Origin of the sequence: Enterococcus sp. DA9 (assembly GCF_008000875.1) — a bacterium.
GTDB classification, from domain to species: Bacteria; Bacillota; Bacilli; order Lactobacillales; family Enterococcaceae; genus Enterococcus_B; species Enterococcus_B lactis.
Genome location: NZ_CP042839.1, coordinates 935,076 through 949,938, shown reverse-complemented (window position 1 = coordinate 949,938; position 14,863 = coordinate 935,076). Strand labels below are relative to the sequence as shown.

The following is a 14,863-nucleotide window of genomic DNA, read 5'->3' as shown; positions in this document are numbered from 1 at the left end:
GCGCCTACTCATAAATAGTAAATTTCTGAAAATTTTGGAATCTTAGTTGTGTTTTTCAGAAAACTCTCTTAATATGGAAGTAATATAAACTTTTTTAGTTAGGATGATTTAAAAATGAATGAAGAGCAAGAACTGCAGCGTGGACTGAAAAATAGACATGTCCAACTGATTTCTATTGGCGGAGCGATTGGAACGGGGCTGTTTTTAGGCTCCGGAAAGTCTATCCAGCTAGCTGGCCCTTCGATATTGCTCGCCTATCTCATCACTGGATGTATCTGTTTTTTCATTATGCGTGCGTTAGGCGAACTTCTGTTATCAAACACTAATAACCATTCTTTTCTGGATTTTGTTGCAGAATATCTTGGCAAAAAAGCGGCTTTCATCACTGGTTGGACGTATTGGTTCTGCTGGGTATCGATTGCAATGGCAGATTTAACAGCCATTGGGATGTATGTACGCTACTGGGCACCTGGTGTTCCTCAGTGGCTTCCTGAACTGATTGCATTAGGTCTTCTTCTTTGCTTGAATATGGTGGCTGTATCATTGTTTGGTGAGTTAGAGTTTTGGTTTGCCTTGATCAAGGTTGTAGCGATCATTGCCTTTATCCTCGTAGGTGCTTATATGATCCTCACCCACTATACGACAGATATTGGCACAGCCAGCATCACGAATCTATGGTCTCATGGCGGATTCTTTCCGACTGGTGCTAAAGGATTCATCTTGGCTTTCCAAATGGTGACCTTTGCTTTTGCTGGGATCGAATTAGTTGGATTAGTCGCTGGGGAAACAGAAAATCCTGAAAAAGTATTGCCGGAAGCTATCAATAATATTCCTATCCGGATCATCTTATTTTACTTAGGCTCTCTTTTTGTCATTATGGCCATCTATCCATGGAATAGCTTGAATCCAGATAATAGTCCATTTGTAGAGGTATTTTCGGAAATTGGGATCACGATTGCTGCATCCTTGATCAATCTAGTCGTATTAAGTGCAGCAGCTTCTGCCTGCAACAGCGCCATATACAGTACAGGACGTATGCTTCGTTCTTTAGCACAAGAAGGAAGTGCTCCTAAAAAATTCAAAAAGTTAACAACACATCATGTTCCAGGGAATGCTTTGACATTTTCTACGATCGTCATTTTCATTTCGGTTATCTTGAATTACGTGATGCCTAGTGAAGTATTCACACTCGTAAGCAGTATTGCCACTACTTGTTTCTTGTTTATTTGGAGTATGCTTGTCTACACGCATATGAAATATCGTAAAAGTATCATCGGCAAAAAAGCTCATTCATTTAAAATGCCGCTGTACCCATTGAGTAATTATTTGGTCTTTCTTTATATGGCCTTTGTGTGTGTCGTCTTGTTCCTAGGAAAAGATACGAGAATCGCTTTATTACTGACACCTGTGTGGTTCTTGCTTCTCTTACTGATCTATCATATGAAATATGAACGTAAGAAGTAAGAAAGAGGTTGTGAGCCTGCCGTTTCACTCTGAGTCACAAGGATCAATTTCAAAAAAACAGCTTCTCATGTTTGTTGAATATTGTGACTTGTGACCGAGGAGTTGGCAGGAGAACACCGTTTATTCGGAAAAAGGGCTGTGACAATATTTTTGTCACAGCTCTTTTTATTTCCCCGGAAACAACCGCTGATAATAGGCATCTGCTTTTTTATAGGAAAAAATCCAAATACCAGATACGAAAAAACGTCCGAATAACCCAATCATCGGTACAAAAAAGATACCGGCAATCAAACATAAGTTAATAAACATAGAGATAAAACTTCGATGGTCCTTTGACAAAACTCTCACGACATGGGAATCTGGTTTATTTGCTTTCATGATTTGCCTCATCAATATACCAAAAGAAAAACTCCACATCGTGTATACTAAGACATAAGCCATCTCAGGCCAAAAAGCTTCAGGGTTACGCCCGACCCAACTAGTAACGGAAGGACATAAAGTCAGCCAGAAGAGCCAAAAGATATTCGACCAGACCACTCGGTAATTGATGCGTTCTGCCATCTGGAATATACGATGATGGTTCACCCAGATTACCGCAACAAATATAAAACTGATTGCATAAGCTAATAATGTATTTCGGATGGCCCATAAAGAATGGATACCAGATGGATCAGGAATCTTGATGTCTAATACAAGAACTGTCAAAACGATGGCCACTACTCCATCAGTAAATGCTTCTAATCTCGACTTTGTCACGATGTTTCCTCCTCAGATGATTCAGCGCTTTTATTTTATCACTTGTGTTATTAAATAACCATCGTTTTATATAGGAAATTTTCTGAAAATTGTTGCATATTTTTCGAAATTTTGTTACTTTTAAAAAAACCGTAAAGGAGTTATGTATGACAAAAAAATTATCATTTAAAGACTATCTTTTTATAGGCTCCATGCTTTTCGGTCTATTTTTTGGTGCTGGAAATCTTATCTTTCCCGTTCATTTGGGTCAAGAAGCAGGTGCTGCTACCTTTTGGGCGAATCTAGGTTTCTTGGTTACCGGTATCGGTCTTCCCTTCTTAGGAGTGATTGCCATTGGTGTATCGAAAAGCTCAGGTGTATATGAATTAGCAAAACGGATAAATCAAACATATGCGATGGTTTTTACCATCTTGCTTTACTTAGTTATCGGACCGTTTTTTGCTTTACCTCGCCTTGCAACCACATCTTTCGAGATTGGTTTAGCACCATTTATCGATCCTAGCAGACAGACGCTATATCTAGCAATTTTCAGTATTGTATTTTTTGTGCTGGCTTGGTGGTTTTCAAGAAAACCGACAAAGATATTAGATTATGTTGGAAAATTCCTGAATCCTGCATTTTTGGCTTTATTAGGGGCATTGCTTCTCCTTGCTTTTTTGAATCCACTAGGCTCTGTCAATCAAGCGCCTATTCAGCCAAATTACCAAGACCATGCTTTTTTCACAGGATTTACTCAAGGATATAACACATTAGATGCGCTTGCTGCTTTAGCATTTGGAATCATCATCGTTACGACGATCCAAAACATGGGTGTAACAAAACCTGCTGAAATTGCTAAAGACACGATCAAATCTGGTGCGATCAGCATTATATTGATGGGAATCATTTATACTTTGCTCGCTTATTTAGGTGCTATGAGCTTAGGTAGCTTTGCTCTAAGTGAAAATGGCGGAATCACGCTGGCTCAGATTGCTGATCATTATTTAGGCACTTATGGTAGTATCTTATTAGCATTCATCGTTATATTAGCTTGTTTGAAGACTGGTATTGGTTTGATTACAGCTTTTGCAGAAACATTCACAGATTTGTTCCCACAAAGAAATTACGCCTTTTTTGTTGCACTTGCCAGTATCCTTCCCTGTTTAGCGGCAAATGTTGGCTTGACGAATATCATTCAATTTTCATTGCCTGTTTTGATGTTCATCTATCCATTAGCAATGACATTGATTCTGTTAGTGTTGGTTGGTCCTTTGTTTAAGCAGCGTACAGCTGTTTATCGGATGACTACCTATTTTACGTTGATTGCTTCGATTTTTGATGGGTTGAATGCCTGCCCCGAATCTATTAAGCAAACCCCTATCGTTCAAAATCTTTTACATGCTGCGGAAAGCTACTTGCCGTTTTTCAAATTGGGGATGGGGTGGATCGTACCAGCAGTTATCGGTTTTGTTATCGGACTGATTTGGAGTTTCGCTAAGAAAGAAGAAGTAGCGGATTGATAAAAGAGATTGTCTCTTGAACACTTTTTAAGAAAGAGTTTGCGAAAAAGCTCTCACAAAAATTGCGACGAGTAATCGCAGGATCAATAAAAAGCAAAAGGTCTGTGACAAAAGTCTTGTCACAGACCTTTTTTCCGAATAAACGGTGTTCCAGAAGTAGCTTCTTCGAAAAATAAGCCGATATTTTACAAAAATTTGAGAAGCAATTTTCGTCAATTCCTTCTTATTTCTTGAAGCTGACCACTTCAGTCACAACCTCTTTTTTACAAATAAAGTTATTTTTACATAATAAAAAAGCAAACATTAAATAACTTTAATTCCAAAACAAATAAATTTCTCCCTTCTTTTTCTTTATCAGTTACGTGAACGATTATGCGTCCAAAACAAATGATTATTTGACATAACTACTGTCTTCCATGAGAATACACGAAGGAAATACCAATAATATAAAAACATTTTTTTAAATTGATTTTTCTATTACGCCTTGTATTCTTTTGTTTTTTCAAGAATAATTAAATGTGTAAGCGAATACGAATGAACGGAGGTGCAAAAGACCCCCTTGTCGATCAGCCGCACGTGTTCTTGAAAGGAGAAAACATGAAAAAACTCACTCATTTGTTTTTTGTTGTGTTGACACTTCTGCCATTTGCTGCCACGCCTGTCCAAACGCACGCCCAAGAAACGTATACGATTAAAGCAGAACAACATGCGACGACCGAAGTTGTTCCTGAACTCCCGTCTATCTCTCGTATCCCTGTCACTACCCAAGAACCAGATCCGCACAATGCAGCATTGGTTCCTTTAACCGGTGGCGTCAGTTTCTCCTCTTTTCTCTCTCCTTTTTCTGCTGTTGGTGCTACATTAAGTTCTGCATTGGTTTCCCTCCCTGCTTCTGCTGCAGTAGTTTCTGCTATCCTAGGAGCAGGACTTGGTTATAGTTTTTACCAATTAGGTTCCTCCTTAGGCGTCGCCACTGCAGACTTACTCAAAACGAATGCGAGCTTGTATGAATTATCTTCCAATAATCCTGCCCTGCAACAAGAATTGGCCGCTTTTGCCACTTCGGGAATTGATTCTACTACTAGTACCTATAATTTCTCGCAAGGTCTGCAAAAAAGATACGCGCAAGACGTGACCAGTCATGCATTGATGCGGGAATATTTGACAGGAACAACGGATCATGGTGCTTATCGCTTTTCGATCAATGACCATCCGGCTTTTCGTAAACTGATCTCTTATGGTTCTCTTTTTACTGAAAGCGCTCGAACTGGCGTAATCGGACGTGATGCCTCGGTAGCTGATCGAATGTTCATCGAAGATCAATTCTTCTTACTGGAAATGGTTCGTGTCAAGGTTTGTCTACAGTCTGATGGCATGTTATGCATGCCTTTTTAGTCAGTTATAGAAGATATACTAAAAAAAGCAAGCGATAATGCGGTTTTATTTTTTAAGGTTCTGATCATATAATTTTTTAATGAAAAGACGGAGGATTAAATCAAATGAAAAATAAATGGACAGTGTTGATTTGTGCAACTATTTTATCAACTTGGACGATTCCTACACAAAATGCCCTCGCGGAAGAAGCAGGGAATAATGCAACTTATGACACTACGCAACAAACAGTAACTAGCAATAGTTCTAGCGAAGAGCAAACAGCAATTGTAAATGGAGAAGAAGTAAAATTAGAAGCGCCAGTGAAAGAAGGACAGTCTGAAGCTGAAGCGACTCAAGCACCAAAAGAAGAGTTACAACAAGATCAAATGAGTCGGTTTGCTCGTAGTGCAGTAAGAACAATACCTATGTATCGCATGTATAATCCAAATAGCGGAGAACACTTCTACACTCAAGATACTGGAGAACGAGATAATCTAAGAAGAATTGGTTGGAATTACGAAGGTATTGGTTGGCAAGCTCCAACAAGTGACGATCCAGTTTATCGTCTATACAATCGTTACAACGGCGAACATTTCTACACGCTGAATGCCGCTGAACGTGACAATATCACGAAATACGGATGGAAGTATGAAGGTATCGGTTGGTACTCTTATACAGGACCAAATGGTAAGCCTATTAGATAACAATATAATCCCTAAAAAAAACTACAGTGTATTTAATTTATGTCGCAATATAATTAAATATACTGTATTATTTGTAATGAAAACGAATATTTATAGAAAAAGTGAAGAAAAGAAATGCAATAGAGTTAAATAACATTATTATTTTTTGACTGTTTAAAGTGGTAGTAATAAATGGGTGCATATTTTATGTTAGGGAAGGTGGATCGTGTTGATAACTATTATCTTATTATCTGTCCAATATTTTTTGATGTGTAGTTTAAGTTTTAGAATACTTCGAGAAAAAAATAGAAAATTTATTGTTTTAAGTGTGATTAGTGCTGTAATTTTTTCACTTGTGTACTTACAGTTCGAATTATTTGCAACTGGTCTTTTGTGGGTCTATTTAATTGCAATGAACTTTTTTGTTGCCAAATCAACGGTACATAAATCTTTGATTTCAAGTAGTTCTGCAATTCTCATTGTTATATTTTCTGACTATCTAACTTTATTTATCAATCCTATGTTCAATGTAAATGTAGGAGAATATACCCGATTTTTTTATACGGTTATTGTAGCTTTATTACTTTCTTTTGCTTTTAGAAAGCTTGTAAATACGACTTCTTTGTTTGAGAATGATTTGTACATGCCGATGATTTCATTAATTGCAACAGGAACGTTTCTCATACACTTTATCGTAATTACGATGGAGCGCCATGTTACAAATCAACGAGAAATGGAAATGATCAATAGTTACTTCGTCATCGTGTATTCTCTTTTATCTCTTTTTTCTGCTTCAATTTTTGTTTTCAGTGCAAGAAAGTATTATAAAAATAAGGAAATTGAGAATTATTTACACTATCTTAAACAATATGCGACTGACATTGAAAAAAGTATAGTGACCTTCGAGCATTTAAACACAATTATAAGAATATGTTAATTTCAATGGGAAATTATATCGAGCGAGGTAATCTTGAAGAACTTACGAAATACTTTAAACAGAATATTTTGGAAACATCAAAAACAATTTTTGATAATTCATTAGAACTATCGGAGTTAGGAAATCTAAAGGTAGTTTCTTTAAAGAGCATTTTTTTATCTAAACTCAATTCAGTGGATACAAAAAGAACTAAGGTATCAATTTTTGTTTTTAATGAAGTCGATTCTGTTGCTGTTGATGAATTAGTTTTAGTTCGCTCTCTTGGCATTATTTTAGATAATGCTGTAGAAGCAACCCGAATGGCGAAATCTGAAGGGTTTATTGAATGTGCCATTTTAAAAGATATGGGAAGTGTAAGTTTTATTATCTCAAACTCGGTATCTGAAAATTTACCACCTCTTCACCAGTTGAAGGTTTCAGGGTATTCAACAAAAGGATCGAATAGAGGTTTGGGTTTATCTAACCTTGATTCTATTGTTGCACACGAAGCCCATTTATCCCTAGAAACATCTATTCAGGACAATAAGTTTTGTCAAATTTTAACTGTTAATTAAGAAGGAGAATACAAATGCTAAAGATATTTATTTGCGAGGATAATAAGGATCAACGGCAATCAATTGAACGTATTGTAAAGAATTATTTGATGATGGTAGATTTAGATGCTCGATTAGAACTTTCTACTGATCTTCCAAACGATATTCTAAAGTGGAGAACGCAGGAACAACATGATTATTTATTTTTACTAGATATTGAACTAAATCATGAAATGAATGGGATAATCTTAGCATCTCAGTTAAGAGAAAGTTATCCGCATGCAAAAATTGTTTTCATCACCAGCCATACTGAGATGGCGTTTCTTTCTTTTTTGCATAAAGTTGAAGCTTTAGACTTCATTCAGAAAAAGAGTGAAGAGGAACTTAAACCAAAGATAATCGAAGTAATAAATACTACCGTTGATCGGATTAGTAAGTTTTCTCCTGATAAACGAGAATTTATCCTGATACGCAGTAATTACACAGACATCAAGCTTGTAATAGATGACATTTTATTTTTTGAAACAACACCTGTAGCTCATAAATTGAGTGTTCATTTGCTTAATCGGCAATTAGAATTTTATGCAAATATCAAGGACATTTCTGCTTACAACAGTGCATTTTATCGTTGTCACCAGTCTACTGTGGTTAATATTAACAATATTGAAGTAGTCAATACTAAAACAAAATTAATTCAAATGATTGATGGACAAAAATGTAATGTATCAGTACGTTATCTAAAAGGGTTACTATTTAAATTAAAAGAGAAGCAAAAAACATTATCTTAACACTTATGAAATGAAAACCGTTTCTTTTGAAAGTTTCGTTGTCGATTCAATTTCTGTATTATCATTGTTTTTGTAAGAGAGGAGCAATCCAATGGGAAATAGTATCGAAGAGAGATTATCTGATTTGCTTTTAAAAAAAATGGTAAACTATTTTGAATTCTCTAGAGAAGATTCTCTCAAAATTAATTATGGATTGACAATTCTAATTGTTAATTTATCTAAAGCGCTCGCCATATATCTAAGTGCTATTATTTTCGGGGTGTTTTTGGAAACGCTTTTATCTAATGTTACTTTTTGCATTTTGAGACATAATAACTATGGATTTCATTTTGAAAACAGCTTGATATGTACTCTCTTTGGGATTTTTAGTTTCCCTATCTCAGCTGTTCTTTTAAACTGGATGAATTTTAGGTTCTCTTTATTGGGGTTGGTTATTGTGTCGATTACTTTCATCGCTGTGACATGGCGGTTTGCTCCTTCATATACTAAATACGTTGGTAAGGATGTAGGAAATCACAGTCGCATAAAACCTCTCTTAACAACTATCAATATTCTAATTCTTTGTGTTTTATCACCTTTTACAGACCTAACGGTATTCATGGTTTGGGGAGTTTTTATCAGTAACTTATTGGTATTACTTAATGAATTAAAGAGGAGGTATCGTGTTGGTAAAAGTTTTAAAGTTGAATAGAGTTCTTTTAGGATGTTTAGCAACTCTAGCACTAAGTATTTTCAGTCATTCAATTCAAAATTGCTGTTTTTTAGCGACTTATGAACCTGATATGCCTGACGAGTTAAAAGAGATAGTTAAATAGACATAGGTTAAACGACAATTTATCAGAAGCAAAGATAATCTGTTAAAAAACTAGGTTGTTTTCTGAGCTTGTGTTCTATTTTATTAAATATTTATTCTTTATCAAATACTATTTTTTAGGATAATACTGAGGTGAAAAGAGGAATGAAAAAGAAATTTCTAGTCCTGAGATTTAGTTAAAAATTATATAATGAAGAGGTGTACTTATGTTAAAAACTGTGTCGAAAATTGTTGTTGCTACACTGGGTGTTTCTATTATTGGATCGACAGTTGTTCCAACTGTAACTGCTTCAGCGGCAGAGGTTCCAACATCCACTGCTACGACTACAAATTCAACTACATTACCGGTAACATTGAACCAAACATTGGGAGCATCTTCTATTTTAGATCAAAATGATTTTCAAAATTTTGAAATTATAGGAATTGACGAGAATGGAAATGAACATATTCTTGATCCAAACAGTCCTAATCTTCGATATACTTCGTCAATTATCTATATTGGTGTTAAAATAAGATATACATCAACAGCAGATGGTAAAAATTTAATTGCAATGTTTAATAAAACTTATGGAATGGGAGCAATTGGAGATGCAATAGCAATCTTTTCAAGCGCTCTAGGTTGAATACCTGGTAGTATTGTTGGCGGTTTTGTAGGACTTGGCTTCAATGGCTTTAGAAGTCGTTGTAAAGAATCCATTACAGCTGTTCAGGCGCATCCTTCAGGTGGTGCAATTTATATGTATTTAGATCATGTAACTTGGAAAGCTTCCTAATTAATCGGTGCATTTAAAGAGAGGGTGTTTAGCGATGGCTAATAATAAGAAAAAGAGATATATAGGGTTGATTGGACTATATGTACTTTTGGTAATAGCATCTTCTCTAATACAGCAAATTAAGTATTATGGTTTGATTGCGTGGATTCTAATTGTCATAACTATCCTATTAGTGATTGTTTTGTGGACATATTTGCTACGCAAAAATATCGTAAATGTAACATGGAAAAGTATGACGTATGATCCGCAATCTCATAGGAGCGAACGAATATTTTTGTGCAGTCTTGTTACATTAGTTTCACCTATACTTAGATTTCATGATATAACTTCTTACGATGTTATACTTTCAATTATAGCGCTATTAGTTGCTGTTATTGGGTTCACATTAAATGAGCGACATCTAAGTAAAAAAAATGATTTTAGATAGTTTTAAGAAGTAAGTAAAAGAAATAAATCAAAAGGGTCAGAAACTTAAAAGTTTTTGCCCCCTTTTTTATTTCTCATTTCATAGCTCTTTTAGTAGCACAATTAATTAGGTCAGAAAGTTACTTTTTTAAAGGTCAACGGAGCATGCCTTGTTGGGCTTTTTGATTCTCTACAAATATAGACTGTATTAAAGGTCAACTAGACTGTGCAAGATAGAGTCGCTTGAAAAATTTATTGGGTCAAAAACTTTTAAGTTTTTGATCTCTATTTTTTATTCATTATATTACTTAGCTAGAAATAAATTATCTACAGAGAAAAATAAACAATACATTCCTTCAGGAAAAGTGTATCTGTCACCTATAATCGACTGTTTTGACGGTGCGGTTATCAGTTGGACTATAAGTACAAAACCGAATGCTGAAATGGTCAATTCTATGTTAGACAACGCCGTGGCTACTTTGAGTCCAGGGAACTCTCCTATTGTTCATTCTGATCGTGGGGCACATTATCGCTGGCCAGGATGGATTGAACGAATGAAACAAGGCAATTTAATTCGTTCAATGTCAAAGAAAGAATATTCTCCAGACAATTCAGCCTGTGAAGGATTTTTGGGTCGTCTTAAAAATGAATTTTTTTATGGTCATGATTGGAAATTGGTCTCTATTGATCAATTCATCGCTGAGTTAGACGAGTATATTCTTTGGTACAATCAGAAACAAATCAAATGCTCGCTGGTTGGACTTAGCTCGATAGATTATCGTAAACAGTTAGGTATTTTATAGAATAAAGGTGCAAGAAAACGTCCGCACCCCCTTTTCTACATTTTAACTTGGCCGTTTACAACATCTTCTCGTAGATAAGTTTAATTTATTTCTGTCTTTACGAAAAGATGTTTAAGATATGATACTAACATCACTAATATATTTCTATCAAGAAAATTTATCAGTATATTTGATGTAGTTTATTCTATTCCAATGGATATAGTTCCTCAAGTCGATTAGAAAGAATCATTGTATAATGAGGATTTAAGGGAGAAATCGGTTTGTAAGAAGCTTTTTTCTATCACTCTATTAACTAAATTTTATTAATAAATCAAATTAAACAGGGCACAATACTCGTAGTAAATTTAGAAAATGAGCTAACGATTGAACAGTTATTTGAAAATTACACTGACGAAAGAAATCACATGGTAATTCAAAAATTTAGGTGAAGCTATAGGTAATGAAAAATGGTGAGAAAACCTAGACAAGGTGATAATCTATTATTGAATACAGTTCCTCAATTTGGACATGAACAAACAGGAAAATTACTGTTAGATCAACTAACGACAATTGATTATGAAAGTCAGAGCGTATATTTTTTTGGAAAGAGTGCATGAGAGTTTGGTTGAGAAGTTATTTGTGAAAGTTATAACAGTATTTCAAAAAGTAAGCCAATAAAAAGAAGACAGCTGGATAAATAAAATCAAATGACAATGATTTATCAATTTTACGGACCAAATGATTTTTAGGAACAAGTGCATCTAGCGAAATTTTGGCTTCTTCCATCCGACTATCCATTGTTTGTTTGGACATCATTATACATTCCTCCTCTAAAAGCAAACGTTTTCTTTAATTGTAACAAAAAAACTGTAGAACAAAGAAATTTTTTTCTTTGTCTACAGTCTACAAAAAACCCGCAACGCGGGTTTTTTATTTTGATACATTTTATATTCAGTAATATTAGCTAACTCTTACAAATATAAACTAATCCGTCGTTGAAGTACCAATGGCAACCATCCTCTTTTCTAAAGAGTCATAAATCGTCCACATATGCGCTCCACGGCATCCTCTCCCAGGTGTGAAATAACTAGACCAACTGTCATTCCAGCTATAGGCTACTAAGTTCTTTTTATTAGGGAACAAATAATTATTCAGCTCTAAATATTCTTCTTTTGTTACATAAAGTCCATAAGGCGTTTCAAAAAAAACCTTTTCATAAAGACTTTCTGGCTGAAGCATTTCTTCAAAATCGATGGGCAATGGAATCATTCGCTCTTTATTCAAATAAATTGGGTAACCAGCCACATGATCAAAAGATATCCAGTCGGTATGTACTAATCTCATTTTTATCGGCTTCTCCGTTCGCCAATAGTTATCTACAGTTCTTTTTAAACTCCGACGCTCACGAAAATATTCACGAAAAGTCATACCCGATGGTTTACCTTTCATTTTTTGCTGTAACCATTTTTGGAATATGAACTCTACAAACGGCGTAGGTTTACGTATAGTTTTTGTCCCTCTAACACCTTTATACCATTCATTATTTACATATTTCAGTAATATGATTGCAGCTTCTTGATGGCTATCTAATCCTTGATAATCTGATACAGATAAAATAACATAATCTAAATCTAGAATATACTTCTTGTATAATTGATCTGTTACCTCCTTCAAAAGTTTCATTTTGTCCTCCTCCGATTTTTACTACCTCTCGTTTCATTACATGAGGATTTTAAAGATGTAGATTCTCGCTATCTCACTATTATGAAGTAATTCAATCCAATACCAATATAGCATCAAAAACAGTAAATCGCTTTCTTTTTTCGTCATACACTGACCACACATAAGCGCCATCCCAATAACGACCATTATTATAATAATTCGTAAATTCATTATTCCAAAGGTAAATATGCAGATGATCTTTATCTGGGAAAAGACGATCATTCAACTGGTTAAATTCTTCTTCCGTTCCTGCCGCTCCTTGAGGCGCATCAAGAAAAGAAGTCCGATAGATACTATCCTCAGCCCAGAATGATTCAGGCGTGATTCTTTCCGCCTTCATCATTTCTTTATTCACATAAATAGGATACTCTTTCATCTTGTTAAAAAATCGGATATCCGTATAGTTGATTTTTTCTTCTCTGAATTCGTAAAGTTTTTGTGCATATATTTTTTTAGAAACTACGAGAAGCCTTTCGCTAATCCGCCATGACCTGGCAACACACAATCTATTTGAGTAATTGAGAAATTCTAAAACTGCCTCCTGATGACTATTTAGCCCGTCATACTCTTCTTCTTTGAAAAAAGCATACCGTAACACGGTCCAATCACGCTCCAAATAAAAATCAATACTTTCTTTTTCTAATAATTCCATCTTTTCTCTCCTTTTGTTCTTCTAACGGCACTCCTGATACACTAACAAATCTGACCCTTTCATCTGCTACGTCAATACATGTTTCTCTCGAATTTTATCTATCCATTTTTATTTTATCGCAACTATCAAGGCTTCTATTCCTATTATTTCTTTTTGAAGAAAAGATAGTTCTTGACTCATGGGAATCGCTTGATTTGTAAAAAAAGGTTGTGAAATCAGCGCCTTGGCTTAAGTATTAGAAAAGCAAAACAGCAAAATATAAGGAGCTATTTTACCGTTTTTTGCACTAATACCAAAGGGTAGCTGATTGCACAACGTATCTTTTTATAGTATAAAATTTTAGACAAATACATGATATAAAAATAAATTTCGCAAAAAAACTTAACAACTTTCGAAAACTTTCGTCACAAAATATTCACAACTAATGACTATTATATAAGCATACCAACAAACAACCCTAACAACACTTTTTCATTTTTAACTCCTTATCCTGCTAGCTCCCCGGCTAGCAGGACCTTTTTTTATCAAAAAAACTTGTCCCATACAATCGATTCAACTAATCAACCGAATGCTGTCATGCTGTGATACTCATCGTAAAACGTTTCGTTTTATCGATATCCGCTTAAAGCATTCGGTTATTTTTGATTAGTAATGATTGATGGTACAAGCTCATACGTGCTTTTCTATCTGGTATAAATTATTTTGATAACCGTTCCTGTTCTCCTGCTGGCGAAAGAATTGTTATTTTTTCCATTTGTTCTACGGGAACCATGCGGATCTGCTGCTCTTCGTTTTGTAGGCGGATCATTACTCGGTTTTTTTCGACCGTTTTTGTCGCCACCCAACCTGAGATCGTTTCATACTTGCTACTCAAACGATTCGCTCTTACTTGTAAGATAACTAAACTATGTTCAGTCGCAGCTTTTTGCAGCTCAAGAATAAACTTTCCTTGCAATCGTACATTCTTAGCATGTTCTTCAGTGTCATTTACAAAAGAATCAAAAAGTTGATACGAGGTATGAGTAACTAACTTCGTAAGCTTCTTCATTGGTGATACTGTCTCTTCGTTCATCGAATGCACTCCTCCTTTAGCTAAGAAAGTGTTACTTAATTAATCTTATTTTACCTAACATTTTACAAAAAAACAAGGAAATGCTCTAACGTCTCTAAAAAAAGAAAGCGCTAATCTTATAAACTGTTTGTTATTTTATTTTCATCCATCCAAATGTTCCACCAATGATCTAACCCTTCTGTGATCAATTGATATGTCTCATCAAAGTTATTGGTATAGTATGGATCGGGAACATTTTCTTTTTCTTTTCCAGGGATGCTACTTAAAAACAAATGGATTTTTTCCTGTGCTGAGCGTGGTGCTCTTCTTTTCAGTTCTTCTACATTTTCTTGATCCATGCCAATGATCCAATCAAAAGTTTCAAAATCGTGGGGTGTGATTTGACGAGCAACCATATTCGTCATATCTACATTTTCTTGGTTTAATATTTTTTTCGTTCCAGGGTGCGGTGTCTTTCCAACTTCATACGTACTTGTAGCAGCAGAATCCACAAAAAACTCTGCTTCCTTTCCTTCTGATGCTACTCGTTTCTTCAACAAGCCTTCTGCCATTGGTGAACGGCAAATATTTCCCAAACAAACAAATAAAATTTTTGTCATTTTCCCATCT

16 protein-coding genes and 3 pseudogenes are annotated in these 14,863 nt (G+C 35.1%); 13 read left to right on the top strand and 6 right to left on the bottom strand.

The window, feature by feature from the left end; genetic code table 11:
* The first annotated feature begins 114 nt into the window (after positions 1–114).
* Positions 115–1,464, top strand: coding sequence for an amino acid permease (locus tag FTX43_RS05470; RefSeq protein ID WP_002293445.1), 1,350 nt, complete (start codon positions 115–117; stop codon positions 1,462–1,464).
* A 165-nt stretch (positions 1,465–1,629) separates the two neighbouring features.
* Here FTX43_RS05470 and FTX43_RS05465 read toward each other — a convergent pair whose 3' ends face one another.
* The gene (locus tag FTX43_RS05465; RefSeq protein WP_002312417.1) at positions 1,630–2,220 is read right to left on the bottom strand and encodes a TMEM175 family protein; all 591 of its coding nucleotides are present in this window, start codon (positions 2,218–2,220) and stop codon (positions 1,630–1,632) included.
* Between the two features lie 146 nt (positions 2,221–2,366).
* Here FTX43_RS05465 and brnQ point away from each other — a divergent pair, with 146 nt between their 5' ends.
* The 12 genes and pseudogenes from brnQ (at position 2,367) to FTX43_RS15135 (ending at position 11,486) form a co-directional block, all read left to right on the top strand.
* Positions 2,367–3,719, top strand: coding sequence for a branched-chain amino acid transport system II carrier protein (gene brnQ / locus FTX43_RS05460; protein ID WP_002309777.1), 1,353 nt, complete (start codon positions 2,367–2,369; stop codon positions 3,717–3,719).
* Positions 3,720–4,253: 534 nt separating this feature from the next.
* A complete protein-coding gene (locus tag FTX43_RS05455; protein WP_147606830.1) occupies positions 4,254–5,114 on the top strand; it encodes a hypothetical protein in 861 nt (286 codons plus the stop codon).
* Between the two features lie 104 nt (positions 5,115–5,218).
* The gene (locus tag FTX43_RS05450) at positions 5,219–5,797 is read left to right on the top strand and encodes a hypothetical protein (RefSeq protein ID WP_147606829.1); all 579 of its coding nucleotides are present in this window, start codon (positions 5,219–5,221) and stop codon (positions 5,795–5,797) included.
* A gap of 208 nt (positions 5,798–6,005) precedes the next feature.
* Positions 6,006–6,713, top strand: coding sequence for a hypothetical protein (locus FTX43_RS15150; protein ID WP_261801556.1), 708 nt, complete (start codon positions 6,006–6,008; stop codon positions 6,711–6,713).
* A 5-nt stretch (positions 6,714–6,718) separates the two neighbouring features.
* Complete coding sequence (locus FTX43_RS15145; protein WP_261801555.1) at positions 6,719–7,267, top strand: GHKL domain-containing protein; 549 nt, start codon at positions 6,719–6,721, stop codon at positions 7,265–7,267.
* Positions 7,268–7,281: 14 nt separating this feature from the next.
* Positions 7,282–8,034, top strand: a complete 753-nt coding sequence (locus FTX43_RS05440) for a LytTR family DNA-binding domain-containing protein (RefSeq protein ID WP_002309780.1) — start codon at positions 7,282–7,284, stop codon at positions 8,032–8,034.
* 91 nt (positions 8,035–8,125) lie between these two features.
* The gene (locus FTX43_RS05435) at positions 8,126–8,725 is read left to right on the top strand and encodes an accessory gene regulator B family protein (RefSeq protein ID WP_087063734.1); all 600 of its coding nucleotides are present in this window, start codon (positions 8,126–8,128) and stop codon (positions 8,723–8,725) included.
* A complete protein-coding gene (locus FTX43_RS15500) occupies positions 8,697–8,849 on the top strand; it encodes a cyclic lactone autoinducer peptide (protein ID WP_002335130.1) in 153 nt (50 codons plus the stop codon). Before FTX43_RS05435 ends, FTX43_RS15500 begins: the two co-directional genes overlap by 29 nt.
* A gap of 205 nt (positions 8,850–9,054) precedes the next feature.
* Entirely contained in the window at positions 9,055–9,471 is a 417-nt protein-coding gene (locus FTX43_RS05425; RefSeq protein WP_261801554.1) for a hypothetical protein, read from the top strand.
* Positions 9,472–10,346: 875 nt separating this feature from the next.
* Positions 10,347–10,829 (top strand): annotated as a pseudogene (locus FTX43_RS15140) (transposase); the annotation flags it as partial.
* A gap of 338 nt (positions 10,830–11,167) precedes the next feature.
* Positions 11,168–11,282: pseudogene (locus FTX43_RS05410) on the top strand (PbsX family transcriptional regulator); the annotation flags it as partial.
* Positions 11,276–11,486, top strand: a pseudogene (locus FTX43_RS15135) (hypothetical protein). The pseudogenes FTX43_RS05410 and FTX43_RS15135, both read left to right, overlap by 7 nt.
* On the opposite strand, the gene FTX43_RS05400 reads toward FTX43_RS15135, so the two are convergent.
* The 5 genes from FTX43_RS05400 to FTX43_RS05380 form a co-directional block, all read right to left on the bottom strand.
* On the bottom strand, positions 11,442–11,624 hold the full coding sequence (locus FTX43_RS05400; protein ID WP_047929631.1) for a hypothetical protein: 183 nt from the start codon (positions 11,622–11,624) through the stop codon (positions 11,442–11,444). The pseudogene FTX43_RS15135 and the gene FTX43_RS05400 overlap by 45 nt on opposite strands.
* A gap of 168 nt (positions 11,625–11,792) precedes the next feature.
* Positions 11,793–12,491 (bottom strand): hypothetical protein, encoded by a 699-nt coding sequence (locus FTX43_RS05395; RefSeq protein ID WP_147606825.1) that lies wholly within the window; start codon positions 12,489–12,491, stop codon positions 11,793–11,795.
* Between the two features lie 91 nt (positions 12,492–12,582).
* Positions 12,583–13,182 (bottom strand): hypothetical protein, encoded by a 600-nt coding sequence (locus FTX43_RS05390; protein WP_147606823.1) that lies wholly within the window; start codon positions 13,180–13,182, stop codon positions 12,583–12,585.
* Positions 13,183–13,879: 697 nt separating this feature from the next.
* Positions 13,880–14,254, bottom strand: coding sequence for a hypothetical protein (locus tag FTX43_RS05385; protein WP_002345475.1), 375 nt, complete (start codon positions 14,252–14,254; stop codon positions 13,880–13,882).
* Positions 14,255–14,370: 116 nt separating this feature from the next.
* Entirely contained in the window at positions 14,371–14,853 is a 483-nt protein-coding gene (locus FTX43_RS05380) for a low molecular weight protein-tyrosine-phosphatase (protein ID WP_002345476.1), read from the bottom strand.
* Positions 14,854–14,863: the final 10 nt, after the last annotated feature.

What these genes read in the sequence shown, in the direction of transcription:
- FTX43_RS05390 (WP_147606823.1), bottom strand. Translation starts at nt 13,182, where the DNA reads ATGGAATTATTAGAAAAAGAAAGTATTGATTTTTATTTGGAGCGTGAT.
- FTX43_RS05400 (WP_047929631.1), bottom strand. Translation starts at nt 11,624, where the DNA reads ATGATGTCCAAACAAACAATGGATAGTCGGATGGAAGAAGCCAAAATT.
- FTX43_RS05425 (WP_261801554.1), top strand. Translation starts at nt 9,055, where the DNA reads ATGTTAAAAACTGTGTCGAAAATTGTTGTTGCTACACTGGGTGTTTCT.
- FTX43_RS05385 (WP_002345475.1), bottom strand. Translation starts at nt 14,254, where the DNA reads ATGAACGAAGAGACAGTATCACCAATGAAGAAGCTTACGAAGTTAGTT.
- FTX43_RS05450 (WP_147606829.1), top strand. Translation starts at nt 5,219, where the DNA reads ATGAAAAATAAATGGACAGTGTTGATTTGTGCAACTATTTTATCAACT.
- brnQ (WP_002309777.1), top strand. Translation starts at nt 2,367, where the DNA reads ATGACAAAAAAATTATCATTTAAAGACTATCTTTTTATAGGCTCCATG.
- FTX43_RS15145 (WP_261801555.1), top strand. Translation starts at nt 6,719, where the DNA reads ATGGGAAATTATATCGAGCGAGGTAATCTTGAAGAACTTACGAAATAC.
- FTX43_RS05435 (WP_087063734.1), top strand. Translation starts at nt 8,126, where the DNA reads ATGGGAAATAGTATCGAAGAGAGATTATCTGATTTGCTTTTAAAAAAA.
- FTX43_RS05440 (WP_002309780.1), top strand. Translation starts at nt 7,282, where the DNA reads ATGCTAAAGATATTTATTTGCGAGGATAATAAGGATCAACGGCAATCA.
- FTX43_RS05455 (WP_147606830.1), top strand. Translation starts at nt 4,254, where the DNA reads ATGAACGGAGGTGCAAAAGACCCCCTTGTCGATCAGCCGCACGTGTTC.
- FTX43_RS05380 (WP_002345476.1), bottom strand. Translation starts at nt 14,853, where the DNA reads ATGACAAAAATTTTATTTGTTTGTTTGGGAAATATTTGCCGTTCACCA.
- FTX43_RS05395 (WP_147606825.1), bottom strand. Translation starts at nt 12,491, where the DNA reads ATGAAACTTTTGAAGGAGGTAACAGATCAATTATACAAGAAGTATATT.
- FTX43_RS05470 (WP_002293445.1), top strand. Translation starts at nt 115, where the DNA reads ATGAATGAAGAGCAAGAACTGCAGCGTGGACTGAAAAATAGACATGTC.